Genomic DNA, 26101 nt, shown 5'->3' on the forward strand with positions numbered 1-26101 from the left:
ACTCCCGAGATCGGATCTGCACGGAAGGTAGCAGTGTGAGCCCCGCTCGGAAAGGGCGTCGCCGGAAGTGGCCGCGATCAACCGGACGGCCCGTGTAACGCGGGATCGGCCGAAGAACCCGGGACCAGCCGAAGAACCCGGGATCAGCCGAAGAACAGCTTGTAGCCGTCGCGGCGGAGCGCGCCGAGCACTTCCTCGCAGTGGGCGGGCCCCTTGGTCTCAAGCTGCAACAGCACCTCGACCTCGTCCAGGTGCAGCCGCACGCCCACCCGCTCGTGCACGATCTCCAGGACGTTCGCGCCCAGCTCGGCCAGGCGTCCCAGCAGCGCGGCCAGCGCGCCCGGCCGGTCGGTGAGCCGGATGCGGAAGGCGAGGTAGCGCCCGGCGGCGGCCAGGCCGTGGCGCAGCACCTTGGCCAGCAGCAGCGGGTCGATGTTGCCGCCCGACAGCACCGCCACCACGGGCGGCTCGAAGGCGTGCGGGTGAGCCAGCAGCGCGGCGACCCCGGCCACTCCGGCGGGCTCGACGACCAGCTTGGAGCGTTCGAGCGTCAGCACCAGGGCCCGGGAGATCTCCTCCTCGCTCACCGTCACCACGTTGTCCACCAGGTAGTGGATCAGCTCGAACGGCAGCTCGCCCGGCTTGCCGACCGCGATGCCGTCGGCCATCGTGGGCTGCGGCTCCATCATGACCGGGTGCCCGGCGGCGAGCGACGCCGGGTAGGCCGCCGCACGCTCGGCCTGCACGCCCACCACGCGCACGCCCGGCCGCATCGACTTCACCGCCAGCGCCACCCCCGCGGCCAGCCCGCCGCCGCCGATGGACAGCACGATCGTGCCGACGTCGGGGAGCTGGTCCAGGATCTCCAGCCCGACCGTGCCCTGCCCGGCGATCACATGGGGGTGATCGAACGGGTGGATGAAGATCGCCCCGGTCTGCTCGGCGTGCTCCACGGCCGCGGCGAGCGCGGCGTCCACGGTGTGCCCGGCGAAGATCACGTCGGCGCCGTACGAGCGGGTGGCGGCGACCTTGGGCAGCGGCGCGCCCTCGGGCATGTAGACCGTGGCCTTGGCACCCACCAGCCCGGCGGCCAGCGCGACCCCCTGGGCGTGGTTGCCGGCGCTCGCGGCCACCACTCCCCTGGCCCGCTCCTCCTCACCGAGGCCGGCGATCCGCACGTACGCGCCGCGCACCTTGAACGAGCCCGCGCGCTGCAGGTTCTCGCACTTGAGGTACACCGGGCCGCCGACGGCGTCGGACAGCACGCGCGAGTGCAGGACCGGCGTGTGCACGATCACGTCGGACAGTAGCTCCCGGGCGGCGGCGACGTCGTCGTAGGTCACGGTGGGCGTGGGCGAGGCCATGGGACCAGTCTCCCACCCGCCCAGCCCCAGACGGCCGCAACCTCCCACCAAGCGGCTACGCGGAAGCCGAGGAGAACACCAGGATGGAGGCGGTGAAGCCGTGCACGTGGTTGTGCCCTCCGACCGGGCCCACCTCGCCGGCGGCGAAGAAGCCGGCCACGCCGACGGGGCCCAGCGTGTCGCGCACGGCCTGCGCGTCGTGGTCGGAGGTGCCGAACATGGCCGAGCCCCGGCCGTTGCAGGCGAACAGCAGCGCGCCGTCCACCCGGCCGAACTCCTCGCGGTGGGCGTCGAGCAGCTCGTACAGGTCCTCCGCGGCGGTCTCGGCGTCGCGCACCTGGAACCTGACCGTACGCCCGATGTCCACCACGTCGCCGATCGCCACGGCCTCGCGCTCGGGATCGATGCCGAGCACGCCGCGGATGAGGAAGTCGCCGCGCTCGTGCCGCTCGGCGTACTCGTTCATGGCCAGGCCGATCTGCAGGCCGGAGGCGACCAGCTCGCGATCGTCCTCCTCCAGGTCGCTGACGATGTCCTCCAGCCGGGCCAGGGCGGGCTGGCCGGCGAGTTCGAGCAGCAGGTTGTCCTCGGCGCGGGTGACCACCATGGTGGGGCCGATGGGGCGGCAGCCCTGGCTGACCACGGTGCTGACCGAGATCCGGCCGCTGAGCATCACCCCGATCGCGCCCTCGGCGTAGACCTCGCCGTCGGCGAACAGGCGTACCGAGCCGCGTCCCTGCAGCCCGTTGGCGAGCCCGCCGATCAGCGGCAGGTCGCCCAGCACCTCGCCCGAGCGCTCCACGAAGGCGTCGGTGGGGAAGCTGTAGGGGTCGGCGAGCAGCACGGCCACCTTGTCGTCGGGGCTGCGCTCCGGCAGTCCGACCACCACGAACCGGTCCTCGGCGCGCAGCGTCTCCAGTGCGAACGGCGTGATGCGCGCCCCGTCCAGGGTCGCCGCCCAGGCGCTGGCCGCCGGGGCCAACTCCACGCCGCGCGTGTCGCCGATCACCCCGGTCGCGCTGCATCCGATCACGTGCGCGCCCGGGACCATGCTCATGGCCCGCTGGCCGGCCCTGGTCACGTCGTCGGGGTCCTCGCCGCAGATGAAGAAGCAGACGAGGTCGGGGCTGCCGCTCAGTCCCGCCAGCGCCTGCCCGACCGCCGACTCAACCGCCGCCACCAGGTCGGTCCCAACGGCGAGGCCATCGGCGAAGCGGGTCGTCATCAGTGCCACGCTTCTCGCCTCCCCTTGTCACAGGCTTTTCTCCGAGCTGTCCCCTTGGCCCGATTCTCCCCACTGTAGGGACGTGCACGCGCGGAGTCTGTCACGCAATGGTCAAGATCCGAAGCGTGTCCGGCACGGATTCCGGGCGCGCCACGGGGACGGCTCTGCCACAATCGGACTGCCGTGAGCCCGATCGGCGACGTAGGCTCGAACCCGTGCATCAAATCCCAGAGCTCCATACTCTGCGTGAGTTGCGCCAGAGCGGCCATATCCACCGCACGGTGAAAGCCGAAATCCGGGAGAACCTCCTGGCCCGGCTGCGCTCCGGGGAGCCCAGGTTCCCGGGCATCGTCGGCTTCGACGACACCGTGCTGCCGCATCTGGAGCGCGCCCTGCTGGCCGGGCATGACCTGGTCCTGCTCGGCGAGCGCGGCCAGGGCAAGACCCGGCTGATCCGGACCGTCACCGGACTGCTCGACGAGTGGACCCCGATCGTCGCCGGCTGCGAGATCAACGACCACCCCTACGCCCCCGCGTGCGTACGCTGCCGCCGCCTCGCCGAGAGCATGGGCGACGACCTGCCCATCGCGTGGAAGCACCGCAGCGAGCGCTACGGCGAGAAGCTGGCCACGCCCGACACCTCCGTCGGCGACCTGATCGGCGACGTCGACCCGATCAAGATCGCCGAGGGCCGCACCCTCGGCGACCCCGAGACCGTCCACTACGGCCTGGTCCCGCGCACCAACCGGGGCGTCTTCTCCGTCAACGAGCTGCCCGACCTGGCCGAGCGGATCCAGGTCGCGCTGCTCAACGTGCTGGAGGAGCGCGACATCCAGGTCCGCGGCTACAACCTGCGCCTGCCGCTGGACATCCTGCTCATCGCCAGCGCCAACCCCGAGGACTACACCAACCGCGGGCGCATCATCACCCCGCTGAAGGACCGCTTCGGCGCCGAGGTGCGCACCCACTACCCGCTCGACCTCGCCGCCGAGCTGAACCTGATCAAGCAGGAGGCCAGGCTCGACTGGACCGAGCTGGGCGCCGACCTGCCCGATCACCTCATCGAGGTGATCGCCAGGTTCACCCGCCTGGTCCGCGAGTCCACCGCCGTCGATTCCCGCTCCGGCGTCTCGGCCCGCTTCTCCATCGCCGCCGCCGAGACCGCCGCCGCCTCCGCCGTACGCCGTGCGGCCCTGACCGGCGAGGACCACCCCGTCACCCGCGTGTGCGACCTGCCCGCCGCCGTGCACACCCTGCGCGGCAAGGTGGAGTTCGAGGTCAGCGAGGAGGGCCGCGAGGTCGAGGTGCTGGCCCACCTGCTGCGCCGGGCCATCGCCGAGACCTTCCGCAGCACCCTCGGCGGCATGGACCTGTCCGCGATCCTGGACAAGTTCGACGAGGGCGTGCAGGTCGAGTCGGGCGAGCTGGTGCCGGCGGCCGAGCTGCTGCGCCGCATCGGCCCGGTGACCGGCCTGGCGAAGATCATGGCACGGCTCGGCATGGGCGCGGGCGACGAGTCCCCCGGCCATGCCGCCGCCGCGCTGGAGTTCGCGCTCGAAGGGCTCTACCTCATGCGCCGCCTGTCCAAGGACGACGTCGAGGGAACCTCGGTTTACCGGACGTGAGGGGCGACCGCACATGAGCAGCGGCTACCGCTACGGCGAATACCACGACGGCCCCGATCCGCTGGCGCCGCCGTACGACGTGCGTGCCGCGCTGGACGAGATGGGCGACGCCATCCTGTCCGGCTCCACCCCCCTCCACGCGCTGCGCGACCTGCTCAAGCGGGGCCTGCCCGGGGCGCCCGACCGGCGCGGCCTGGACGACCTGCTGCGGGAGGTGCGCAGGCGCCGCCGCGAGCTGCGCGAGCGCGGCCGGCTCGACGGCACCCTGGAGCGCGCCCGCGCGCTGCTGGACAAGGCCATCGGGCAGGAGCGCGCCGAGCTGTTCCCCGACCCCTCCGACGACGCCCGCATGCGCGAGGCGGAGCTGGACGCGCTGCCGTCCGACACCGCCAGCGCGATCAGGGAGCTGAGCGAGTACCAGTGGCGCTCGGCGGCGGCCCGGCAGACGTATGAGGAACTGCGTGACCTGCTGCGCCGCGAGGTGCTCGACACCCAGTTCCGCGGCATGCGCGACGCGCTGGCCAACCCCGACCCGCAGGCGATGGAGCGGGTGCGGGAGATGATGTCGGCGCTGAACGACATGCTCGACCGCGACGCGCGCGGCGAGCACACCCAGGCCGACTTCGACAGGTTCATGGAGGAGTACGGGGACATGTTCCCCGAGCGCCCCCGCAACCTGGAGGAGCTGGTGGACATCCTCGCCCGGCGCGCCGCCGCCGCCCAGCGGATGCTGGCCTCCCTCACGCCGCAGCAGCGCGAGGAGCTGGCCGGGCTGATCGCCCAGACCCTGGAGCAGGCCGGGCTGGCCGAGCAGATGCGCCGCCTCGGCGAGGCGCTGCACTCCCGCCGTCCCGACCTGGCTTGGAACACGCCCGAGCGGATGAGCGGCGAGAACCCGATGGGCATGGGCGACGCGGTCACCGCGCTGGAGGAGCTGTCCGACCTCAGCCGGCTTGAGGCCGCGCTGCGCCAGGACTACCCCGGCGCCCGCCTGGACGACATCGACGAGGCCGCCATCCGGCGTGCCCTCGGCCGTTCGGCCGTGGACGACCTGGAGGCGCTCAAGCGGATCGAGCGCGAGCTGGAGGAGCAGGGCTACCTGCGCCGGCAGCGCGGCAAGCTGGAGCTCACCCCCAAGGCGGTGCGGCGGCTCGGCGAGACCGCGCTGCGCCGGGTGTTCTCCTCGCTCGACGCCGGCCGCCGGGGCGACCACGACCAGCGCGACGCGGGCGCGGCGGGCGAGCTGACCGGCTCCTCGCGGCCGTGGCGGTTCGGCGACGAGCAGCCCATCGACGTCGTACGCACGGTGGTCAACGGGGTGCGCCGCAGCGGAGGCGGCGGCAGGGTCACGCTCTCGGTGGACGACTTCGAGGTGGCCGAGACCGAACGGCGTACGGCCGCCGCGGTCTGCCTGCTGGTGGACCTGTCGTACTCGATGGCGCTGCGCGGCACCTGGGCGGCGGCCAAGCAGACCGCGCTGGCCCTTCAGGCGCTGGTCGCCTCCAAGTTCCCGCAGGACGCGGTGCAGATCATCGGGTTCTCCAACTACGCCCGGGTGCTGCAGCCCGACGAGCTGGCCGGGCTCGACTGGGACATGGTGCAGGGCACCAACCTGCACCACGCGCTGCTGATCGCCGGCCGGCACCTCGACCGGCACCCCGACTTCGAGCCGGTGGTGCTGGTGGTCACCGACGGCGAGCCCACCGCGCATCTGCTGCGCAGCGGGCGCTCGGCGTTCGAGTGGCCGCCGTCGCAGGAGACGCTGGAGCTCACGCTGGCCGAGGTGGACAAGATGACCCGGCGGCGGGCCACGCTGAACATCTTCATGCTGGCGGCCGACGAGCGGCTGAAGGAGTTCGTGGACGAGGTCGCGCGGCGCAACGGCGGGCGGGTGTTCTCACCCAGCGCCGACCGGCTCGGCGAGTACGTCGTCAGCGACTTCCTGCGGGCGCGCCGCTCCCGCTGAGCGAGCGCTCGGCGTAGGCGCTCAGCGCCAGATCGAACCCGTCGCGCTGGTAGCGGCGGGACCGGTAGCAGGGCCGCCACGCCGTGCTGTTGCCGACCCCGGCGCGGGCGTCGGCCAGCGCGGCGGGCACCCGCTCCGGGCGCGGCAGCACGCCGCCGCCCAGGTAGCGCACCGGGGCGCCCGGTTCGGGGGCGCAGTAACGCCAGCCGCTCTCCTCGTCCCAGATCAGCGTGCCGCCGCAGGACAGCCGCACCGTGGCCTGGCGCGGGTCGCACGGCCCCTCCGACCAGCCTTCGGCCTCGGCGCCCAGCGCCTCGACCACCTGACGGATGTAGAAACCGGGCTGGCGCCGCCACTCGTCGGTGAACGGCTCGACATGCTTGACCGACACGGATTCGGCACCCCCTAGTGCCACGGCGGGTGACCCCCCGCCCGGGATATGTTCCACAGCCGCCCATCACTGGGAGCGAACTCGCCTGTGATCCTACTAACCCGCAGGTAGTGGTTACGTCTCTTTCCGCCGGCCGCGCGAACTTATCGCGTTGCCGGGCAGTCGCACCAGGCGGACGATGGACGACATCGGCGTCGACGACGCTCCGAACGGGGAGAAAGGGGGTGAGCCAGTTGTTCGCAGCGATCTTCATCGTGCTGATGGGCGTGCTCGCGTGCGCCTCGTACGAGCTGTGCCTGGGCTCGCTCTCGCGGCCACGCAAACCCGCGGCGGACGAACCACAGGCCGCCGCCGGCGAAGACGTCACCGTGATCAGGCAGCCATGACACGTCATCCCCCCGGGGGCGTGACCCCGGGGGGATAATCTCTCCCGCATGACGAATCTGCTGCTCTGGCTGCACGTCGGTTTCGCGATATTCGCGCTCGGGCCGCTCACCGCGGTCACCATGGCCGCGCCACGGGCCATCCGCAACAAGGACGTCGCGGTCCTGCGCTTCCTGCAGCGCTCCACCAGGATCTACGGCCTGGGGGCCCTGGGCGTGCTGGTGTTCGGCCTGTGGCTGGGCGGGCCGAAGCTGGGCGCCCCCTACCTCACGATCTCGATGACGCTGTTCGTGGTGGCGCTGGTGCTGCTGTTCATCGTCGAGCGCGACCTGCGCTCGGCCGTGCGCGCGCTGTCCTCCGAGGGCACGGAGGACGACGCGAAGGTGCAGAACGGCCGCATCGCCGCGCTCTCGGGGGTGGTCGCGCTCATCTGGCTGGTGATCCTGTTCCTGATGTTCGCCTTCAACCCCGGCCCGTGAGCGTAGGTTCGGCGGGGTTCAGCCCAGCGCCTCGGTCAGGTCGGCGAGCAGGTCGTCCACGGTCTCGATGCCGACCGACAGGCGTACCAGGTCGGCCGGGACCTCCAGCGGTGAGCCCGCGGCCGAGGCGTGGGTCATCCGGCCCGGATGCTCGATCAGCGACTCCACGCCGCCCAGCGACTCGCCCAGCGTGAACAGGCGGGTGCGCCCGCACAGCGCCACCGCCTCCTCCTCGCCGCCGGCCACCCGGAACGAGATCATGCCGCCGAACCTGCGCATCTGCTTGGCGGCCACCTCGTGCCCCGGGTGCCCGTCGAGCCCCGGGTAGAGCACCTGGGTCACCTTGGGGTGGGCGAGCAGCAGCTCGGCCACGCGCTCGGCGTTGTCGCAGTGGCGGTCCATGCGCACGCCCAGCGTCTTGATCCCGCGCAGGGTCAGCCAGGCGTCGAACGGCCCGGCCACCGCGCCCATCGCGTTCTGGTGGTAGGCCAGCTCCTCGCCGAGCCCGCGGTCGCGCACGATCAGCGCGCCGCCGACCACGTCGGAGTGGCCGCCGAGGTACTTGGTGGTGGAGTGCACCACGATGTCGGCGCCGAGCGCGAGCGGCTGCTGGAGGTACGGCGAGGCGAAGGTGTTGTCCACCACGAGCAGCGCCCCGGCGTCGTGCGCGATCCCGGCCAGCGCGGCGATGTCGGCGATGCCGAGCAGCGGATTGGTGGGCGTCTCCACCCAGATGATCTTCGTGCTGGGCCGGACGGCCGCGCGCACGGCGTCGGGGTCGCCCAGCGGCACCGGGTCGTACTCCAGGCCCCAGCGCGAGAGCACCTTGGCGAACAGCCGGTAGGTGCCGCCGTACGCGTCGCCGGGGATCAGCACGTGGTCGCCCGGCGCGCACAGCGCCCGCAGCAGCGCGTCCTCGGCGGCCAGCCCGGAGGCGAAGGCCAGCCCGCGCACCCCGCCCTCGATCGCGGCCACGCACTCCTCCAGCGCGGTACGCGTCGGGTTGGCCGACCGGCTGTACTCGTATCCGGACCGCAGCCCGCCCACGCCGTCCTGCTTGTAGGTGGAGGTCGCGTAGATCGGCGGCACGACGGCGCCCGTCACCGGGTCAGGCTCCTGACCTGCGTGAATGGCGAGAGTCTCGAATCCATTGCTCATCCCGCCACCGTACCGCCCCTCCCCGGGGACGAGGCGGGTACGCCTCAGGTCGCACGCGCGGATCGGCCGGACGTCCGATGTGCCGGGCGGGCCCGGCGGCCTAGCGTCGGTGATGTGCTGGAGTCGCTGGGCCGGCTGGCCACCCGCCATCCCCGCGCCTTCCTGCTGCCCTGGCCCGTACTGATCGCCACGGCCGCCCTGTGCCTGTTCCTCTCCGGCGCCGCCCCGCCGCCCTCGGCCATAGCGGTCCCGGCACTGCTCACCACCGCCCTGGCCGCGGCCGTCCCACCGCTGCCCGGACTCACCGCCCTCCCCCTCGCCCGGCGTGCCTCCCTGCCGCTCGCCGTCCCGCTCGCCCGGCTCGTCCCCGTCGTCGCGGCCTCAGCCGCCGACCTGCTCATCCGCGCGGCGTTCCCCCCGCTCGGCCTGGAGCCGCCGCCCCCGCTGCCGGTGTACGCCGTCACGGCCGGCTCGGCGGCCCTGCTCACCCACCGCGCCGCCGAACGCCTCCGCCTGGGCGACTCCCCCGCCACCGCCGTACGCGCGGCGGTGGAGCAGACCGGCCACGTCATGGCCGCCACCGCCGCCGCGTCCGCCGCCGCCTGCACCGCCCTCCTCCTCATCCCGCCCGCGGCATCGGCCACTGCCCTGGCCGCGGGTCTCGCCGGGGCGCTCGCGGTCCAGGCGCTGACCGTGCTGGGCCTGGTCCCGCCCCTTCTCGTGCTCACCCTCGGCCGCGTGCGCCCCTCAGGGGTGCGGCGGCGCAGTACGCGGACCCCCGCGCCACGCTGGACCGCGTACGGGCGCCTGCTCGGCCGGCGCCCGGGACCGGCCGCAGTGCTCGCCCTGACCGCGCTGGGCGCCCTGGTCGCCGGTGGGATGGCCCTGGGGCCGGAGCCGGTGCCCGGCATCGTCGCCCCGATCGCGGGCGTGTGCGCCACTCTCGTGCTCGCCCTCGCCACCCGTACGCTGCTCGCCCCCGCCCTGCTCACGGCCGCCGCCCTCGCCGTGGCGACCACCGCGGCCGCCGCCACCGACCCCGCAGGCGCCCTGTGGACCCCACCGGGCGGGCGCCCCCCGGGAACCGGCGCGGACCTCACCGTGGCCGTGTTCGCCCTGGCCACCACCCTGACCGCCGGCATGCTCGTCCTCGCCCGCATCAGGCAGACCGCCCGTACCGGCCGCGACCCCCGCCGCGCCACCGCCCTGGGCGTCCGCTACGCGGGCCCCGCCGCCCTCGCCCTGTCACTCCTCGCCGGCACGCTCACCGCCGCGGGCCACGGCGTGCTGACCGGCGCGGTGACCGCCGCGGGAGGCTGCCTCGTGGCCCTCGTACTCGTCCCCGCCGTCACCACGCTGCTCGGCCGCCACGCCTGGTGGCCCGAGTCAACTCCACCGTTTCGGCCGCGTGTAGACCAGCCCACCCACCCCGGCCACCTCATCGGGCAACTGCGCCCGCCGCACGGCATCGAGCCCGAGAAAATATCGCGCGTGCCCGGCCCGCCCCAGCACATCGGACCGCCGCCCAGGAGGGAACACCACGACCACCCCGACCTGAGGGTTGACCTCCCGGACCCCACGGATAGCGGCACAGAAGTCACTGTCGCCTGAGACCAGCAGCATTCGGTCGAAGCGCCGTGCCGCCGCATCCCTCATCATCGCCACAGAAAGCGAAACGTCGGTCTCTTTTTCCTCATATGTCCGCCAGGTGGCCCCACAGGCACGGCACAGACAATGCCGCTCCTGGAACCGCCCCATAACGATCTCGACTGAGGTGTGCGCGGCCAGTGCGCCCAGGTAGGCGTTCTGCCGGGCCTGCTTGTCGGGCTGGGCGCGGATCGGTGCGGTGAAATAGCGGACCGCGTCGAGGCGCTGTCCGGGTTTCAGGATCCTGAGGATCATCGCCTCCAGATCCAGCCACAGGTATCGGCGGCCATATCGCCGTATCCCGTGATAAAGGTTAAATCCGTCGATATATGCACCGACGCGCTCCGGATTTGCATTCGTGTTGTGTGCCATGCGGATCCTGGCCTATCCTTGAGTCAACCCGGTCAGGGATTGACGGCCCTGGCCCGACGGCCCTCTCGCGAGGGCCGTCTCTTTTTGGGCCTGATGTTCGAGGACCTTGATGATAGCTCACGATCCGTGACCACACGATTACTACCCGCTTACCGCTCCCTGGAGGTCGGGCGGCGGGTGATGTGGCTGAGCAGGGCCTGGTCGGCGATGGCGCACAGCAGGGCGACGAGCATGCCGGCGGTGAGGATGACGGCGCCGAGGACGGTCATGTCGGCTCTCCAATCGGTTCGCTTCGTGTCCCGTTCAGCATGCGGGCGGGCGGAGGGCCGGGGCTTCGCCTGAAGAGCCGGTCCTTGGCGGGCGCGGTCGGCCGAACGGCCGATCCCGCGACTGCTACCTGCGGCCTAGTCTCGGTTAGCGTGGGAGAGACTCATCGCATCATCCGGGTGATCAGACGGCTCAGCGAGATCGCCATGGTGTGCTGGTTGGTCATGCTCCTGCTCATCGACGTCGTCGTGACCGCGTCCTACAACGGGGGCCGTACCGGGTTCGTGCCGGTGGTGCCGCTGCTCGGGGCCGTGGGCGTGATCGCGTTCGTGGTGCGGAGGCGGTGGCGGGCGCACGGGTTCGCGCTGCTGCTCGGGCTGTCGATGCTGGTGTCGATCGTCGTCGGGAGCCTGGAGGCGCCGCTGCTGCCGGGGACGGCCGAGACGGCGGCCATGCTGGTGCTGACCATCGGGGTGCTGCGGTGGGTGGAGCCGATCGGGCGGGCGGCCCTGCTCGCGGGCGGGTCGATGGTCGCGCTGCTGACGATGGCGGGTGCGCGGCAGAGCGACGACGCCGGGCTGGCCATCGGGTTCATGCTGCTGATGCTGTGGGCGACGGCGGCGAGCGTCGGGGCGTACCTGCGCTACCAGTACGAGCGCCGCCGCGCCGCCACCCAGGCCGTGCGGCGGGCGGAGCGGCTGGAGCTGGCCCGGGAGCTGCACGACCTGGTGGCCCACCACATCACCGGCATCGTGGTGCAGGCGCAGGCGGCGCGCACGGTGGCCGAGCAGAAGCCCGAGGCCGTGCTGCCCGCGCTGGACGCCATCGCGGGGGCCGGGGCCGACGCGCTGGCCTCGATGCGCCGCCTGGTGAGCGTGCTGCGGGCGCAGGACGAGGCGAGCCGCACGTCCGGCACGACCCTGGCCGACCTGCGTACGCTGGTCGAGCGCTTCTCCGCCGGCGGCCCCACGGTGACGTTCGAGATCGGCCAGGGCATCGCCGACGACACCCTGGCCCCCGAGGTGATGACGACCCTGCACCGCATCTTGCAGGAGTCGCTGACCAACATCCGCAGGCACGCGCCCGGCACCGGCTGGGTCGAGATCGACCTGCGCCTGGCCGAGGGCAAGGTGCGGCTGCGCGTGCGCAACTACGGCTCGGGCTCCGACGCGCGCCTGTCGCGGCTCGGCGGCGGGTTCGGCCTGGTGGGCATGGCCGAGCGGGTGGAGGCGCTGGGCGGGCGGCTGTGGGCGGGCCGCACCGCCGACGGCGCCTGGGAGGTGCTGGCGGAGTTCTAGCGGCCTTCTCGCGGCCTTGTCCCTAGTGGTTGGCGTCCCTAGTGGTTGGCGTCCCTAGTGGTTGGCCAGGAACGCCAGGAGGTCCTGGCGGGTGAGCAGGCCGACGGGCTTGCCGTCGTCGAGCACCACGGCGGCGTCGGCCTTCTCCAGGGCCTCGACCGCGCCCGAGACGGGCTCGCCGGCGCCGATCATGGGCAGCGGCTGCGACATGTGCTCCGACAGCGGGTCCTCGGCGCGTACGCGCCCGCGGTAGAGCGCGTCGAGCAGGTCGCGCTCCACGATCGAGCCGACCACCTCGGCGGCCATGACCGGCGGCTCCTCCTTCATCACCGGGAGCTGCGACACGCCGAACTCGCGCATGATCGAGATGGCCGTGGCCACGGACTCGTGCGGGTGGGTGTGCACGAACTGCGGCATGCCGCTCGCCTTGCGCAGCAGCACGTCGCGGACCAGGCCCTCCTCGCTGCTGGTGGTCAGGAAGCCGTAGTCGGCCATCCACTCGTCGTTGAAGATCTTCGACAGGTAGCCGCGCCCGCCGTCGGGCAGCAGCACCACGACCAGGTCGTCGGGCTCGGCGGTGGCGGCCACGCGCAGCGCCGCCACGACCGCCATGCCGCAGGAGCCGCCCACCAGCAGCGCCTCCTCCCTCGCGAGGCGCCGGGTCATGCCGAAGGAGTCCTTGTCGGAGACCGCGATGATCTCGTCGCAGATCGAGGTGTCGTACGTCGCGGGCCAGATGTCCTCGCCCACGCCCTCCACCAGGTACGGCCGGCCGGTGCCGCCGGAGTAGACCGAGCCCTCGGGGTCGGCGCCGATGACCTTCACCCGGCCGCCGGAGACCTCCTTCAGGTAGCGTCCGGCGCCGCTGATCGTGCCGCCGGTGCCGATGCCGGCCACGAAGTGGGTGACGCGGCCGTCGGTCTGCTCCCAGATCTCCGGGCCGGTGGACAGGTAGTGGCTGTTGGGGTTCTCGGGGTTGGAGTACTGGTCGGGCTTCCAGGCGTTGGGCACCTCGCGGGCCAGCCGGTCGGAGACGGAGTAGTAGGAGTCGGGGTGGTCGGGCGAGACGGCGGTCGGGCAGACCACGACCTCGGCCCCGTAGGCGCGCAGCACCGAGATTTTGTCCTGCGCCACCTTGTCGGGCACCACGAACATGCAGCGGTAGCCCTTCTCCTGCGCCACGATGGCCAGCCCCACGCCGGTGTTGCCCGACGTCGGCTCCACGATCGTGCCGCCCGGTTTGAGCGCGCCGGACCGCTCGGCCTCCTCGATCATTCGCAGCGCGATGCGGTCCTTGACCGAGCCGCCCGGGTTGAAGTACTCGACCTTGGCCACCACCTGGGCGGGCACCCCGGCCGTGACCTTGCGCAGCCGGACGAGCGGGGTGTTGCCCATCAGCTCGATCAGCGAGTCGTGTATCCGCACGGCGAACCTTCCCGGCTTTGTCGCGTAAGCCCTTTTGTGCCGAGGCTTTGTCAGCCTGTCCTGCCCCGCGCTCCCCTGGGGGTGGTGGGAGCCCGGCGAGTGTTCACGTCAAACGCTACCGTCGCGACGCCACTCGGTGGACGCACCGGGCTGCGGGCGGTCCATGGCGTTGGCCGCGCCCGCCCCCGGAATCCCCACAAACCCCGGTGAAATGCGCGGACCACCTCGTTTCCCCCCATCTGCCCGAGGTCGCCAACAGGGCGCGTACACGGTGCTACCGTCTGTATGCGCCGCGCTCGGGCTGTGGCCGCGGCCCCAGCCCGAGCGCGGCGAAGGATCGCAAACGATATACCTCGCGGCGGCACTTGCCGCGGAGGGACCCGCGACCGAGGTCACCCAGACCCGCGTCGCCGGCCGGGCGGGCGGCCCCCGAGGGCGGTGGGTCACTCCGCTCCGGCGGCGTCAGGGGTCGCCGCCTCACGACGCCTGACGTCGGTCACCCTCCGCTTCACGGCCGCCACTCTTCGCCCCCATTGGAGTGGAATGTCCGTGATCCGGCTTCAACCGACAACGGCGGTGGCGATGCTCGGCGCGCTGTCGGCCCTGGCCCTCGCCGGGTGCTCCGGCAGCGACGCCGCCACGGAGCGGCTGCCCACCTGGCACAACGCCCAGGTCAACGTCGTCAGCCGCACCTCTACCGCGGGCGGCGTCGTCGCCACGACCTCGCTGCGGCCCGACGGCACCCTGGAGACCGCCGCCCTCGACCTCGCCACGGGGCGGCGGCTGTGGGCCGCGCCCGCCACGATGGCGGGCCGGCTGCCCGGCATGGGCGTCTCCGCGCCCGCCGTCCTGCGCACGGCGGCGGGCCGCACCGTCGTGGCCAGCGTCGATCCGCCCGAGCGGGGCGCCAAGGGCAAGTGGAACGCCTCGCTGGTCGTGCGCGACGCCCGTACCGGCGCCCCCAAGTGGAGCCGGCCGGTGCACTCGACGTTCGGCCCGCAGCGCTGCGGCGCGTACGTGTGCCTGTCCGAGCACACCGCGCTGGCGAGCGCCCGCATGGTGGTGCTCGACCCCGAGACCGGCAAGACGCTGTGGAAGCTGCCGGGCATCTCCGAGGTCGAGTGGTCCGACCAGGCGCGGGTGGTGCTGCTCCGGCTGGCGGCCAAGCCGGTGCTGGAGGCGTACGAGCTGCGCTCGGGCGAGATGGCCTGGCAGCAGCCGATCTCCCAGGCGCTCGGCGAGGGCGTGGACATGTCGGGCGGGTGGTCGTTCGGGGCGGCGGGCGAGGACCTGATCGGGTACGTCGCGCCCTACACCAGCCCGCGTACGAAGAAGACCTCCGCGTTCGGCCTGTTCTCGGTGCGCCTCGCCGACGGCGCGATCAACTGGATGCGCCCGTCGGTGGTGCGGGTCTACCCCAGCGGCAGCCCCGGGTACGCGCCGGTGGTGCGCCCGGTGGACCAGCAGGGCCAGTACGGCGGGTTCGCCCGGCTCGACCCGCAGAACGGCCGGGTGCTCGGCCAGATCGGCGCCGGCGATGTGCCCGGCGCGGGCTGGTGGCTGGCGTTCCCGGCGCGCATGGACCGGATCGGGTTCCTGCTGCACGGCAAGCCCGGCAGCGCGTACGACCTCGCCACCGGCAACGCCGCCCCGGTCAAGGAGCAGCGGGGCTGGTCCTTCTGCGTGACCGACCCCAAGCCGCTGGAGTTGAAGGGCCAGCCCAAGGGCTTCTACTCGGTGGCCGCGGTGTGCGAGTTCGACCTGGCGACCGGAAAGCGCACCGAGACCGGTGCCGCGGCGCCGCCCACCTGGTTCACCGGCAGCCAGGACGGCTGGCGGCTGTGGCGCGACGAGAAGGGCGGCCTGCACGCGATCAAGGACGCCACCGCCAACGCCCCCGGCATGTACGGCTGACCGCCGCCCGGCGCGACCTGGGGCGGAGCGAGTGGCCGCCCCAGCCGGTCGGCCGAATCGGGGATTACCGGCGACGTACCGATTACAGTACAAAGTTCTGTTTTTTGCCACCCCGGGTCCTGGCGGTCACACCCCTGCGTTGTAGCCTCCGCATCAGGAGCGCTTGAACTGAACCCAGGAGAGCCACAATGCCCGAGGCTGTAATCGTCGCAACCGCACGCTCGCCGATCGGCCGCGCCTTCAAGGGGTCGCTCAAGGACATCCGTCCCGACGACCTGACCGTACAGATGGTCCGGGCCGCACTCGACAAGGTCCCCCAGCTCGACCCGGCCCAGATCGACGACCTGATGCTCGGCTGCGGCCTGCCCGGCGGCGAGCAGGGCTTCAACATGGCCCGCGTCGTGAGCGTGCTGCTCGGCCTGGACGGCGTGCCCGGCACCACCGTCACCCGCTACTGCTCGTCCTCGCTGCAGACCACCCGCATGGCGTTCCACGCGATCAAGGCGGGCGAGGGCGACGTGTTCGTCTCCGCCGGCGTGGAGACCGTCTCGCGGTTCGTCAAGGGCAACTCCGACTCGCTGCCCGACACGCACAACCCGCAGTTCCTCGCGGCCCGCGAGCGCGGCCAGAAGGCCGCCGAGGGCGGCGGGCCGGTCTGGCACGACCCGCGCGAGGACGGCGAACTGCCCGACATCTACATCGCGATGGGTCAGACGGCCGAGAACGTCGCCGCGCTGAAGGGCATCTCGCGCAAGGAGCAGGACGAGTTCGGCGTCCGCTCGCAGAATCTGGCCGAGAAGGCGCTGGCCAACGGGTTCTGGGAGAGCGACATCACCCCCGTCACGCTGCCCGACGGCACCGTGGTCGCCAAGGACGACGGGCCGCGGCCCGGCACGACGTACGAGAAGGTGGCCGCGCTCAAGCCGTCCTTCCGCCCCGACGGCACCGTCACCGCCGGCAACTGCTGCCCGCTCAACGACGGCGCCGCGGCCGTGGTCATCATGAGCGACACCAAGGCCGCCGAACTGGGCATCACCCCGCTGGCCCGGATCGTGTCCACCGGCGTCACCGGCCTGTCGCCGGAGATCATGGGCCTGGGCCCGATCGGCGCGACCCGCAAGGCCCTGGCCAACGCGGGCATGTCGATCGACGACATCGACCTGGTGGAGATCAACGAGGCGTTCGCCGCCCAGGTGATCCCGTCGTACCGGGAGCTGGGCATCGACCTGGACAAGCTGAACGTCAACGGCGGCGCCATCGCCGTCGGCCACCCGTTCGGCATGACCGGCGCGCGCATCACCTCCACGCTGATCAACAGCCTCCGGTTCCACGACAAGACCATCGGCCTGGAGACCATGTGCGTGGGCGGCGGCCAGGGCATGGCCATGATCCTGGAGCGCCTGAGCTGATCCGGTGCGCCCGGCCCGCGCCCGCGGGCCGGGTCAGCCCTTGACGTCCGGCCCGGCCCTGGTCGGGGTGATCTTCAGCAGGACCCGGCGCTCGCGTTCCATCGCGGCCCGGTAGTCGTCCCAGTCGGAGTGCTCGCCCGCGACGCGCCGGTAGTAGTCCACCAGGGGCTCCATGGCCTCCGGCAGCGAGATCACCCGCGCCTCGCCGTCGATCTGCACCCACTCGCCGAAGAAACCGTCGGTGAACACGCAGACCGCGACCTTGGGGTCGCGGCGCGCGTTGCGGGTCTTGGCGGCGGTCTCGCGGGTGCTGACGATGATGTCGCCGTCGTCGTCCACGCCGGCCAGGATCGGCGTGAGCTGGGGACGCCCGTCGGGATGGGTGGTCAGCAACACCGCGCGGTGGTGCTCGCGGACGAACGCCCGCGCTTGATCGAGATCCATGCGTCCATCATGGCGCGGTGACCGCCCCCACGCACGCGAGCGCCCGCACCACTACGAAGAGTTGATACGGGCGTTCTCGCTGGTTAGGCCACTTACAGACGGTGACGGCGGTGCCGCTCGTGCTCCAGTACGATGGCGGCGGCGTAGCCGTGAGTCAGCCCGTGCTCGTCGGCGAGCCAGTTGGCGCGCTCCTCGCAGCGCAGGAAAGCCGGGCCGTTGTCGATTGCTTGGAACCACTCTGGGAGTTCGCGCCCGGTGACGGTTGGGACCCGAGCAATGAGCTTGTTCTGCGTCTCCGGTGAGTGGTTCAACGACATGGGCACCTCCACGGATGAGCTCCTTTGCTCGACACTGCAACATGACGCGTCGATTGGCAAGAGTTCACCGGGCAGTAATCTGTTACGTCACGTAGATCATTAGTCGCGATACGTTGTGCTCCGCACATGCCGAAGGCCCCGCCGTGAGCCGGCGGGGCCTTCGCAGCGCGGCTGGTCAGTTATCGGAGAAGTAGCTGAGGAAGCGGAGCACCTCCAGGTAGATCCACACCAGGCTGAGGGTGAGCCCGAAGGCCATCTGCCAGGCGAGCTTCTCGGGCGCGCCCGCCCGGACGGCCTGCTCGATCGAGTCGAAGTCGAGGAGCAGGAAGAAGCAGCCGAGCAGGATCATCGCGATGCTGAAGATCCAGCCGAGGGGGTTGTCGGCGCGGATGCCGATGCCGCCATCGACGAAGATGCTCGCGATGATGTTGACCAGCATCAGGCCGAGCGCGGCGATGGCCGCGGCGCCGACGTACCGGTAGAGCTTCGGCGTCACCCGGATGACCTTGAGCGAGTGCACGGCCAGGACGCCGCCGAACGCGAGCGCCGTGCCGAGCACCGCCTGAAGGACGATGCCGTTGAAGAAGCCCTCCATCAGGTGGCTGAAGGACCCGACGAAGACGCCGTAGAACACGGCGTAGCCGAGGATCAGCAACGGGTTGGTGCTCTGCCGGAACGCGGCGATGAGCCCCAGCACCAGACCGATCAGCGCACTGACGACGGCGACCGTGTAGGGCACGTTGAGCACCCACGCCGCGGCGCCGGCGACGACCAGCGTGCCCAGCGTCATGAACCCGCGGACGACGACGTCGTCGATGGTCATCGGCCGGTACGCGGGGGGCGCGTACGCCGGCGCGTCGTACATGCTCTGTAGCTGATCGGCGCTGGGCGCCGGCTGCCCCCAAGCCTGCTGCCGGCTGGACTGCCGGCTGAATACGGGGTTCTTGCTCTCCATCACTGCCTCCACGCTGCGGCCCTGGCGATCAGGGTAGTAGATTCCCCATCACGGGGCCGTATCGTGCCGATATCCAAGTGTGTTTTGCTGACCGCCCCTATCAACGCGCCATCGCCCTCCGCAGTTCCCGACCCTCCCGCACTACCGCGCATCGCCGATGATCTCCGCCTTGAGCCGGTCGAACTCCGCCTCGGTGAGCGACCCCGAACCACGAAGCCGCTCCAACTGCGCCAGCCGGTCGAGCATCACGTCCGCCCGGTCCCGCTGCGCCGCCGCCTCCCGCACGATCGCGCTACTGGCCACCTTCTTCAGGTCGTCCAGCACGACCGCGTCATCCGGTTCACCCGGATCGTAGGCGACGTTCACCTGAGTCCCCGGCGGCACCACCGCGAACCCGTGCCAGACGAACCGCCCGCCCGGCACGTCCAGGATCTCCCCCTCGACCTTCATCACGGTCCGCCCGTTGACCCGCGTGCTCGTGGGCGCCACCTCGGTCACGACCCCGACCCCCCGGGCCCCGTGCGTCCGCAGGAAACTCTCCCGCGCCCGGCGCCGCAACCACGACGTCAGGAACAGCAGGGTGACCACCAGGAAGATCACCCCGATGACGCTGAACACGATCCCCAGCGCCATGTTCGTGGTCTCGCCGTCGGTGCACACCTTCCCCGAGGACCGCGACCCGGAGCAGATGTAGGACCGCTCCGGATCATCGAACGCCAGCCACCGCCACACGAAGAACAGCCCGATGGGCAGGCTCCACAACACCTGCGCCCCGAAGACGATCCACAGCACCTTTTTGGCGGATTGCGACACGGCTCACACAGTAAAGGCCACACCCCCTCCCCTACCAGATCCCCACCACGAAGGCCCCACCAGGAAGCGCTGGGCATACGCAGCAGGGCGCCGCTCACCCGCCTCCACGTGAAGAAGTGCCATCCCTCCCGCTCCGGGCCCCGGCCCCGGCCGCGGGCACCCCGCGCTCGCGGTGCCCAGGGCTGCCCGAGAGGGTGTGTCACCGTTCGGGAGGAGGCGGCCGGAGGGCGTCGCGTTTCCGCAAGTTCCGGCATCCACTCCATCCCGTCGGGCGCACGATCCACCGTTGCCCGGATACTCCCGCCCGAGACCTTCTCGCCGAGAGGCGACGCCCACGGATGGCGGACCGGTGCCAGGGGGCTGCGCGAAGGCGACACCCCGGATGCGGGCGTGGGCCCGCGGCGGAAGTCAGTGGACGAGGCGGTCGAGCCATTCGGCCAGGAGGGTGCGTTCGGCGGGGGTGAGGGAGGAGAGTTCGGGGGCCTGGTCGGTGGTGAGGGCGGCGCGGAGGGTGAGGACGGAGGCGCGCAAGGGCTGGGGGGTGGAGGGTTGGGGGGTGGTGGTGACGGCGGCGATGACCGCTTCGCGGGTCTGCTCGGACAGGTGGGGGTCGCGGGATCGGGGCTCGGTGCCGATCAGGGTGAAGGTGACGCCCATGCAGGCCGAGTGGAGCATGGTGGCGGCGCGGTCCACGGGGACGCGGAGGAGGCCGGACTCGGCGATCCGGGTGATCGTGCGGCGCAGGATGGCCATGGCCTCGGCCGCCGCGTGTGAGGTGGCGCCGGGGCGGGGTTCGCCGTACATCAGGATGTAGAACGCCGGGCGGGTCAGGCCGAAGGACACGTGGAGGTCCCAGCCGCGGCGGAGGTCGGCCACGGGGTCGTCGGTGGCCGCCAGGGCGTGCTTGTCGTGGAGATAGGTCGCGAAGCCGTGGGCGGCCACCGCGTCCAGCAGGCCGCTCATGTCGCCGAAGAGGCGGTAGAGAGTGGGGGCCTGCACTCCGGCCGCCGCGCTCACCGCACGGGTGGACACCGCCTCGCGCCCGCCCCGGGTCAGGAGGTCGGCCGCCGCCCGGACGATCCGCTCCCTGGTTGTGATCGTCTCCGTCTCCATACCCTCATGTTAACAACGCTATTAGCGACGATAGCGAATAGCCGCTATCATGTAGGTGTTAGCGACGGCAACAGAGCGGGAGGATCATTCCCATGAGCACAGCTACCCGGCGGGTCGCGATCGTCACCGGCGGGTCGCGCGGGATCGGGCGGGCCGTGGCCGAGCGGCTGGCCGCCGAGGGGCAGGCCGTCGTGATCGCCTACGCACGCAACGACGCCGAGGCCGACGCGGCGGTCAAGGGCATCCTCGCCAACGGCGGGGCCGCGGTCGCGGTGAAGGCCGACGTGGCCGACGAGAAGGCGGTGGAGGCGCTGTTCGAGGTGGCCGAGCGGGAGTTCGGCGGGGTGGACGTGGTGGTGCACGCCGCGGGCATCATGCTGGTCGGCCCGCTGGCCGACTTCGGCCTGGAGGACCTGGACCGCATGCACCGGACCAACATCCGGGGCACCTTCGTGGTGGACCGCGAGGCGGTGCGCCGGGTGCGGCCGGGCGGCGCGATCATCAACTTCTCGACGTCGGTCACCAAACTCGCCACGCCGGGCTACACGGCGTACGCGGCCTCCAAGGGCGCGGTGGACGCGATGACCCTGATCCTGGCGCGGGAACTGCGCGGGCGGGATGTCACCGTGAACGCGGTGGCGCCTGGCCCCACGGCCACGGATCTGTTCCTGGACGGCAAGGACGAGGCCACCGTCGAGCGGCTGGCCAAGGCCAGCCCGATGGAGCGGCTGGGCAGGCCGAATGACATCGCCGACCTGGTGGCGTTCCTCGCCGGGCCCGGCCGGTGGGTCAACGGCCAGGTCGTCTACGCCAACGGCGGGGCGATCTGAACGCTTTCCAGGGTGCGGGAAAAGGAACGAAATGGTATTTCCCGAGCTGACAGAGGTGCCCCCGGCGGGACTCGAACCCGCACTCCAACCCTTTTAAGGGGTTTGCCTCTGCCATTGGGCTACGGGGGCGCCGCAATCATACGTAATGGACCACTCTTAAGAGGAGCACAAGTTCGCATCAGGCGTCTCGTTTCATAACGAACCGGTGATTCCGGATGTCGCGGGCAGATTACGGCGCCGGAAACGGGCTTCGGCGAAGGAATAGGACACGGGCCACCTGGTCGGGTTGAACTGCACGTATGCCAGCGCCCAAGCCCGCCGGACGCGACGGGGCCGGGTTCCGGCCGGGCTGTTGCCCGTACAAGATTATGCGGGAGGGCCACGACGCCTGGCACGCCCTGCTCCGGTCCCGCGCCCGGTGCGTAACGGCGGCGGAGGGAGAGGACGGGACCTGGGCATGGTCCACATCGGCCCCGGCCTCGGCCCGCGATCCTCGCCCCGGCCCGCGATCCTCGCCCCGGCCCGTGCTCCTCGGCCCGGCCCGTGATCCTTCGGCCCCGGGTAATGGGATGGGGCGGGCCCTGCAGTGGGGCGGGTCTAGCACCGGAACGGGTCCGATCCGGGGCGGGCTGGGCGTCACCGGGGGTGTCCACGTTTCGTGGAGGCGGCGGGGAGGACGGCGCGTTTGTGCACGTGCCAAGCATCCGGCCCGTGCCGCCTGGTGGAAGCCCCTGTTGCCTGGACACTCCTCACCGGGTCGGTAGCACAAACAGCCGCCCGGATCGGGCGGCTGTTTGTCGGTCGGCGGTGCGGGGTCGGGTGGTCCGCTGTGGCCTTAGCCGCGCTTCTGGGTGGCGGCGTACGCGGCGCGGAACGACTCGCGCGGTCGGTGGATCTCACCGAGCGAGATGGTCTCGCGCTTGAAGAACAGCGCCAGGGTCCAGTCGACCACCACGCGGACCTTGCGGTTGAAGGTGGGCACCCGCGACAGGTGGTAGGTGCGGTGCATGAACCAGGCCGGGAAGCCGCGCAGCTTGATGCCGTAGACGTTCGCCACGCCCTCGTGCAGGCCGAGGCCCGCCACCGAGCCGGCGTACTTGTGCCGGTAGACCGCGAGCTCCTGCCCGTTCAGCTTGCGCACGATGTTGTCGGCCAGCACCTTGGCCTGGCGCACGGCGTGCTGGGCGTTGGGGGCGCAGTACTGCCCGGGGTTGGTGACGTCGGGCACGCCCGCGATGTCGCCGGCGGCGAAGGCGTCCTCGACCCCGGCGATCGTCAGCCTGGTCGTGGTCTTGAGCTTGCCGCGCTCGTCAACCGGCAGGTCGGTGGCCGAGACGACCGGGCTGGCCTTGACCCCGGCGGTCCACACCAGCGTCTCGGCCTCGAACTCCTCGCCGTCGGAGAGCTTGACGTGGCCGCCGACGCAGGATTCGAGGCGGGTGTTCAGCCGCACGTCGATGCCGCGCTCGCGGAGCTGCTCCAGGGTCCACTTGCCCATCTCGGGGCCGACCTCGGGCAGCACCCGGTCGGTCGCCTCGACGAGCACCCAGCGCAGGTCGGCCGGGGTGATGTTGCGGTAGTAGCGGGTGGAGTCCTTGGCCATGTCCTCCAGCTCGGCCAGGGCCTCCACCCCGGCGAAGCCCGCGCCGACCACGACGAAGGTCAGCGCCTTGCGGCGTACCTCCTCGTCGTCGGTCGACTCGGCGACGTCGAGCTGGTGCAGCACCCTGTTGCGCAGGCCGATCGCCTCGCCGACCGACTTGAAGCCGATGCCGATGTCGGTGAGGCCGGGGATGGGCAGGGTACGGGAGACGGAACCCGCGGCCATCACGATGATGTCGTAGCCGATCTCGCGGGCGGAGCCCTCGTTGGGCTCGAAGGTGACGCTCTTGGCGCCGTGGTTGACCTTGGTGACCTTGCCGTTGAGGATCCGCACCTTGGGCAGCACCCGCCGCAGCGGGGCCACCACGTGGCGGGGCGAGAGGTTGCCCGCCGCGGCCTCGGGGAGGAACGGCTGGTAGGTCATGTAGGACTGTGGATCGATGATGGTGATCCGCACGCTCCCGTCGCGGAGCTGCCGGGCCAGCCTGCGCTGCAACCGCAGCGCGGTGTACATGCCGACGTAGCCGCCGCCGACGATCAGGATGTGCTTCGACTGCTGGTTCACATCGGTGCCCATCTCTAGCGGTGCTTGTGAAACCGTTCACAAGGTTACGGCACGGCCTAGCACAAAAGCCAATCGAGGGCATGAGTCTTAGGTCACATCATGCCGACAATTCGATCGCTCTCCGGAAGATCGTGTCGAGCATGTCCTCGGTCACGCGGCCGGTGAAGGTGTTCTGCTGGCTGGGGTGGTAGCAGCCCAGCAGGTGCACGGTCTCCCCCTCGTACGCCAGCGCCACCTCGGCCCCGTGCCCGAACGGCGGGCGGCTGCGCGGCAGCTCGTACCCGGCCTCGCGCAGCGCGGGCCAGCACGCCTGCCACGCGTACCCGCCGAGCGCCACCAGCACCCGTACGCTGCCCGCGCACAGGGCGATCTCGCGGGCCAGCCACGGGGAGCAGGTCGCGCGCTCCTCGGGGGTCGGCTTGTTGGCCGGCGGCGCGCAACGTACGGCGGCGGCCACCCGGGCGCCCAGCAGCCGCTGCCCGTCGCCCGCGCGGACGCTGGTCGGCTGGGCCGCCCAGCCGGTGCGGTACAGCGAGGCGAACAGCCAGTCGCCGCTGCGGTCGCCGGTGAAGATCCGGCCGGTGCGGTTGCCGCCGTGGGCGGCCGGGGCCAGCCCGAGCAGCAGCAGGCGCGGCTTGTCGTCCCCCCACCCGGCCACCGGCCGCCCCCAGTACGTCTCCTGCGCGAACGCGCGCCGCTTGACCCGCGCCACCTCCTCGCGCCAGGCCACCAGCCTGGGGCAGGCCCGGCAGACCGACTCGCGGGCGGCCAGTTCGGCGACGGTGGCGCTGCCCGCGGCGAGGGCCGCGACCTCGGCGGGATCGTGCGCGACCGGGGTGTCGGGGGTGGCCGGGTCGTCCGGCCAGCCCGTTCCGGGAGGTACGTAGTCCATGACCCGATCGTGCCGCATCCCCGGACACGGCAAAGGCGCGGCGTCCGGTGTGGGACGCCGCGCCTTCGCGGGTGTCGGGCTCAGGTGCGGATCGGGTCCGCGTTCCCGAGCCGTGGCCGGATCAGGCCGTCGGGCAGGGGAGGGAGAAGGAGGTGGAGGCGGAGGAGCTGTTCGGCGAGGTCACCACGAGCTTGGCCGTGCCCGTCGTGGGCGACTTGTCGGAGGGACCGCTGCCGAAGGCCAGGCTCACCGTGCCCGCCGCGTCGACCTTCTTCTCGATGTCGTTGAACGCCTTGCCGTTGACCTCCCAGTGGTAGACCAGGGTGGTCGGGCCGGTGACCTTCACGGTCGCCTGGTACTTCACCGACGGGCCCTTGCCCTCGGCGCAGGTGGAGTTGTCACCCACGGCCAGCAGGCTCTCGACCGTCGCGGTGACCGGCGCCTTGCAGGTGACCTTGGTCACGCCGGTGTTGGACGTGGCGCGGTTCGGGCCGAGGATCTCGATCCACCGCTTGATCTCACCGCTGTCGGAGGCGTTGACCGTGTGGCTGACGCCCTTGCTGCCGCCGTGGCGGAAGTACAGGCTCTCGACCGGGCCGGTGTAGCCCGGACCCGCCCAGCGGTACTTCACCTCGGTACGGCCGGAGGCGCTGATCGTGCCGCCGAAGGTGCGGGCCACGGGGCAGGCGCCCTCGTAGTCGGACGGCGCGTTCACCGAGGCCGAGGCCTTGGCGTCGTCCTTGCAGTAGACCTTGTAGCCGGCGCGGTCGCCGTCGCCGTACGAGGGGCTGACGATGTCCAGCGCCACCCAGCCGCGGTGGCTCTCGCGCGGCTTGAAGGTGTAGTAGACGCGCTTGCCGTCGTACACCTTGGCCTTGCCGTAGTCGACGACCCGGCCGTTGTGCACCCAGCGGTACTTCACCCAGGTCGGGCCGCTCACGCGGATGGTGCCGACCGCGGTGATCTTGGTCCACGGGGTGCAGGCGCCGCTGTAGTGCGAGGGGTCTACGTCCACGCGGGCGTGGGCGTACTTGGGCACCTTGATCTCGGTGTCCTTGCAGGAAACCGAGAAGTAGCCCTTCTTGGTGGTCTTCTTGTACGGCGCGAGGACCTGGAGGGCCTGCCAGCCCTTCACGTCGCTCTTGAACGTGCTGCGCTCCTTGACCGTGACGACCTTCGTGCCCTTGCCCTTGAGCGTGAAGGACTTCACCTTGCTCTTGGAGCCGTCACCGTGCAGCCAGCGGTAGGCGACCTGGGTCTTGCCGCCCTTGAGGGTGACCGCGATCTTCGAGGAGAAAGTGACCGTGACCGGGCACTCGCCCTCGTGGTTCTTGGGGGAGGCCGACGGCGTACTGGCCGTGACCTTGGGCTTGGGCGCGGCGGCCGTGCCGGCGGTCGCGGCCGCTGCGGGGGACGCGATCAGTCCGGTCGCCGCCGCGGCCATGGCCACGCCCACGCCGAGCGCGGCCAGTCTGCGGGCTAAACCTGCGGACATCATGAGGGGTTGCTCCGTTCAGTTGGAGAAAGCTGCCCAGAGACGGTTGCCGCCCCGACGCGAGCTGTGCCGGGCCCCACGGCAAAGTCTCGGTAAAGCCTCTTTACTTAACCACGAACCGACAGATCCCTCAACACATGCGAAACCACAA

The 26101-nt window shown here is 71.5% G+C and carries 23 protein-coding genes, 1 tRNA gene and 1 pseudogene; 9 read left to right on the forward strand and 16 right to left on the reverse strand.

Annotated elements, in window-relative coordinates:
• Positions 1-143: 143 nt before the first annotated feature.
• Positions 144-1364, reverse strand: a complete 1221-nt coding sequence (gene ilvA / locus HNP84_RS18605; RefSeq protein ID WP_185050994.1) for a threonine ammonia-lyase — start codon at positions 1362-1364, stop codon at positions 144-146.
• 55 nt (positions 1365-1419) lie between these two features.
• The gene (locus tag HNP84_RS18610) at positions 1420-2589 is read right to left on the reverse strand and encodes an FIST signal transduction protein (protein ID WP_185051158.1); all 1170 of its coding nucleotides are present in this window, start codon (positions 2587-2589) and stop codon (positions 1420-1422) included.
• A gap of 215 nt (positions 2590-2804) precedes the next feature.
• On the opposite strand from HNP84_RS18610, the gene HNP84_RS18615 reads away from it, so the two are divergent.
• Together HNP84_RS18615 and HNP84_RS18620 are read left to right on the forward strand one after the other, a co-directional pair.
• The gene (locus HNP84_RS18615; protein ID WP_312925168.1) at positions 2805-4214 is read left to right on the forward strand and encodes a sigma 54-interacting transcriptional regulator; all 1410 of its coding nucleotides are present in this window, start codon (positions 2805-2807) and stop codon (positions 4212-4214) included.
• Positions 4215-4227: 13 nt separating this feature from the next.
• Positions 4228-6180, forward strand: a complete 1953-nt coding sequence (locus HNP84_RS18620; protein WP_185050996.1) for a vWA domain-containing protein — start codon at positions 4228-4230, stop codon at positions 6178-6180.
• Here the strand turns inward: HNP84_RS18620 and HNP84_RS18625 are convergent.
• Positions 6146-6571 carry a DUF6292 family protein gene (locus HNP84_RS18625; protein WP_185050997.1) on the reverse strand — a complete coding sequence of 142 codons (426 nt, stop codon included), beginning with the start codon at positions 6569-6571 and terminating at the stop codon, positions 6146-6148. The two genes, HNP84_RS18620 and HNP84_RS18625, sit on opposite strands and share 35 nt — an antisense overlap.
• 224 nt (positions 6572-6795) lie before the next feature.
• On the opposite strand from HNP84_RS18625, the gene HNP84_RS18630 reads away from it, so the two are divergent.
• On the forward strand, positions 6796-6957 hold the full coding sequence (locus tag HNP84_RS18630) for a hypothetical protein (RefSeq protein ID WP_185050998.1): 162 nt from the start codon (positions 6796-6798) through the stop codon (positions 6955-6957).
• Between the two features lie 48 nt (positions 6958-7005).
• Positions 7006-7434: a DUF2269 family protein gene (locus tag HNP84_RS18635; protein ID WP_185050999.1), complete on the forward strand. Its 429-nt coding sequence runs from the start codon at positions 7006-7008 to the stop codon at positions 7432-7434.
• Between the two features lie 18 nt (positions 7435-7452).
• On the opposite strand, the gene HNP84_RS18640 is transcribed toward HNP84_RS18635, so the two are convergent.
• Complete coding sequence (locus tag HNP84_RS18640; protein WP_185051000.1) at positions 7453-8592, reverse strand: cystathionine gamma-synthase; 1140 nt, start codon at positions 8590-8592, stop codon at positions 7453-7455.
• 450 nt (positions 8593-9042) lie between these two features.
• Here HNP84_RS18640 and HNP84_RS18645 point away from each other — a divergent pair, with 450 nt between their 5' ends.
• Positions 9043-10203, forward strand: a complete 1161-nt coding sequence (locus tag HNP84_RS18645; RefSeq protein WP_376771922.1) for an MMPL family transporter — start codon at positions 9043-9045, stop codon at positions 10201-10203.
• Here the strand turns inward: HNP84_RS18645 and HNP84_RS56710 are convergent.
• Together HNP84_RS56710 and HNP84_RS51145 are read right to left on the reverse strand one after the other, a co-directional pair.
• Positions 10150-10611, reverse strand: a pseudogene (locus HNP84_RS56710) (NYN domain-containing protein); the annotation flags it as partial. The gene HNP84_RS18645 and the pseudogene HNP84_RS56710 overlap by 54 nt on opposite strands.
• Positions 10612-10760: 149 nt before the next feature.
• Positions 10761-10880 carry a Gti1/Pac2 family protein gene (locus HNP84_RS51145; RefSeq protein ID WP_221336402.1) on the reverse strand — a complete coding sequence of 40 codons (120 nt, stop codon included), beginning with the start codon at positions 10878-10880 and terminating at the stop codon, positions 10761-10763.
• Positions 10881-11030: 150 nt separating this feature from the next.
• Here HNP84_RS51145 and HNP84_RS18650 point away from each other — a divergent pair, with 150 nt between their 5' ends.
• Complete coding sequence (locus HNP84_RS18650; protein ID WP_185051002.1) at positions 11031-12176, forward strand: sensor histidine kinase; 1146 nt, start codon at positions 11031-11033, stop codon at positions 12174-12176.
• Positions 12177-12230: 54 nt separating this feature from the next.
• Here the strand turns inward: HNP84_RS18650 and HNP84_RS18655 are convergent, their stop codons facing one another.
• A complete protein-coding gene (locus tag HNP84_RS18655) occupies positions 12231-13601 on the reverse strand; it encodes a cystathionine beta-synthase (protein WP_185051003.1) in 1371 nt (456 codons plus the stop codon).
• 543 nt (positions 13602-14144) lie between these two features.
• Between HNP84_RS18655 and HNP84_RS18660 the strand changes: the two genes are divergently transcribed.
• Together HNP84_RS18660 and HNP84_RS18665 are read left to right on the forward strand one after the other, a co-directional pair.
• On the forward strand, positions 14145-15515 hold the full coding sequence (locus HNP84_RS18660; protein ID WP_185051004.1) for an outer membrane protein assembly factor BamB family protein: 1371 nt from the start codon (positions 14145-14147) through the stop codon (positions 15513-15515).
• Positions 15516-15703: 188 nt separating this feature from the next.
• Positions 15704-16924, forward strand: a complete 1221-nt coding sequence (locus tag HNP84_RS18665; RefSeq protein WP_185051005.1) for an acetyl-CoA C-acetyltransferase — start codon at positions 15704-15706, stop codon at positions 16922-16924.
• Positions 16925-16957: 33 nt separating this feature from the next.
• Here the strand turns inward: HNP84_RS18665 and HNP84_RS18670 are convergent, their stop codons facing one another.
• From HNP84_RS18670 to HNP84_RS18690, 5 genes are all read right to left on the reverse strand, one after another.
• A complete protein-coding gene (locus HNP84_RS18670) occupies positions 16958-17368 on the reverse strand; it encodes a PPOX class F420-dependent oxidoreductase (RefSeq protein WP_185051006.1) in 411 nt (136 codons plus the stop codon).
• A 92-nt stretch (positions 17369-17460) separates the two neighbouring features.
• Positions 17461-17685: a DUF4287 domain-containing protein gene (locus HNP84_RS18675; RefSeq protein WP_185051159.1), complete on the reverse strand. Its 225-nt coding sequence runs from the start codon at positions 17683-17685 to the stop codon at positions 17461-17463.
• Between the two features lie 175 nt (positions 17686-17860).
• The gene (locus HNP84_RS18680) at positions 17861-18640 is read right to left on the reverse strand and encodes a Bax inhibitor-1/YccA family protein (RefSeq protein WP_185051007.1); all 780 of its coding nucleotides are present in this window, start codon (positions 18638-18640) and stop codon (positions 17861-17863) included.
• Positions 18641-18781: 141 nt separating this feature from the next.
• On the reverse strand, positions 18782-19453 hold the full coding sequence (locus tag HNP84_RS18685; RefSeq protein ID WP_185051008.1) for a DUF3592 domain-containing protein: 672 nt from the start codon (positions 19451-19453) through the stop codon (positions 18782-18784).
• Positions 19454-19861: 408 nt separating this feature from the next.
• Positions 19862-20566: a TetR/AcrR family transcriptional regulator gene (locus HNP84_RS18690; RefSeq protein WP_185051009.1), complete on the reverse strand. Its 705-nt coding sequence runs from the start codon at positions 20564-20566 to the stop codon at positions 19862-19864.
• Between the two features lie 92 nt (positions 20567-20658).
• Here HNP84_RS18690 and HNP84_RS18695 point away from each other — a divergent pair, with 92 nt between their 5' ends.
• A complete protein-coding gene (locus tag HNP84_RS18695) occupies positions 20659-21396 on the forward strand; it encodes an SDR family oxidoreductase (protein WP_185051010.1) in 738 nt (245 codons plus the stop codon).
• Between the two features lie 56 nt (positions 21397-21452).
• Here the strand turns inward: HNP84_RS18695 and HNP84_RS18700 are convergent.
• The 4 genes from HNP84_RS18700 to HNP84_RS18715 form a co-directional block, all read right to left on the reverse strand.
• Positions 21453-21525, reverse strand: a tRNA-Leu gene (locus tag HNP84_RS18700).
• A 706-nt stretch (positions 21526-22231) separates the two neighbouring features.
• Positions 22232-23575, reverse strand: coding sequence for an NAD(P)/FAD-dependent oxidoreductase (locus tag HNP84_RS18705; protein ID WP_185051011.1), 1344 nt, complete (start codon positions 23573-23575; stop codon positions 22232-22234).
• A gap of 85 nt (positions 23576-23660) precedes the next feature.
• Complete coding sequence (locus tag HNP84_RS18710; protein WP_185051012.1) at positions 23661-24455, reverse strand: uracil-DNA glycosylase; 795 nt, start codon at positions 24453-24455, stop codon at positions 23661-23663.
• A gap of 121 nt (positions 24456-24576) precedes the next feature.
• Positions 24577-25953, reverse strand: a complete 1377-nt coding sequence (locus HNP84_RS18715; protein ID WP_221336404.1) for a hypothetical protein — start codon at positions 25951-25953, stop codon at positions 24577-24579.
• Positions 25954-26101: the final 148 nt, after the last annotated feature.

It is taken from the genome of Thermocatellispora tengchongensis (assembly GCF_014202315.1).
GTDB lineage: Bacteria > Actinomycetota > Actinomycetes > Streptosporangiales > Streptosporangiaceae > Thermocatellispora > Thermocatellispora tengchongensis.

Bases quoted from the DNA above. Each gene is read 5' to 3' on its own strand.
- HNP84_RS18660 (WP_185051004.1), top strand. From the start codon at position 14,145: ATGTCCGTGATCCGGCTTCAACCGACAACGGCGGTGGCGATGCTCGGC.
- HNP84_RS18610 (WP_185051158.1), bottom strand. From the start codon at position 2,589: ATGACGACCCGCTTCGCCGATGGCCTCGCCGTTGGGACCGACCTGGTG.
- HNP84_RS18675 (WP_185051159.1), bottom strand. From the start codon at position 17,685: ATGTCGTTGAACCACTCACCGGAGACGCAGAACAAGCTCATTGCTCGG.
- HNP84_RS18680 (WP_185051007.1), bottom strand. From the start codon at position 18,640: ATGGAGAGCAAGAACCCCGTATTCAGCCGGCAGTCCAGCCGGCAGCAG.
- HNP84_RS18665 (WP_185051005.1), top strand. From the start codon at position 15,704: ATGCCCGAGGCTGTAATCGTCGCAACCGCACGCTCGCCGATCGGCCGC.
- HNP84_RS18670 (WP_185051006.1), bottom strand. From the start codon at position 17,368: ATGGATCTCGATCAAGCGCGGGCGTTCGTCCGCGAGCACCACCGCGCG.
- HNP84_RS18705 (WP_185051011.1), bottom strand. From the start codon at position 23,575: ATGGGCACCGATGTGAACCAGCAGTCGAAGCACATCCTGATCGTCGGC.
- HNP84_RS18690 (WP_185051009.1), bottom strand. From the start codon at position 20,566: ATGGAGACGGAGACGATCACAACCAGGGAGCGGATCGTCCGGGCGGCG.
- HNP84_RS51145 (WP_221336402.1), bottom strand. From the start codon at position 10,880: ATGACCGTCCTCGGCGCCGTCATCCTCACCGCCGGCATGCTCGTCGCC.
- HNP84_RS18635 (WP_185050999.1), top strand. From the start codon at position 7,006: ATGACGAATCTGCTGCTCTGGCTGCACGTCGGTTTCGCGATATTCGCG.
- HNP84_RS18710 (WP_185051012.1), bottom strand. From the start codon at position 24,455: ATGGACTACGTACCTCCCGGAACGGGCTGGCCGGACGACCCGGCCACC.
- HNP84_RS18640 (WP_185051000.1), bottom strand. From the start codon at position 8,592: ATGAGCAATGGATTCGAGACTCTCGCCATTCACGCAGGTCAGGAGCCT.
- HNP84_RS18695 (WP_185051010.1), top strand. From the start codon at position 20,659: ATGAGCACAGCTACCCGGCGGGTCGCGATCGTCACCGGCGGGTCGCGC.
- HNP84_RS18620 (WP_185050996.1), top strand. From the start codon at position 4,228: ATGAGCAGCGGCTACCGCTACGGCGAATACCACGACGGCCCCGATCCG.
- ilvA (WP_185050994.1), bottom strand. From the start codon at position 1,364: ATGGCCTCGCCCACGCCCACCGTGACCTACGACGACGTCGCCGCCGCC.
- HNP84_RS18715 (WP_221336404.1), bottom strand. From the start codon at position 25,953: ATGATGTCCGCAGGTTTAGCCCGCAGACTGGCCGCGCTCGGCGTGGGC.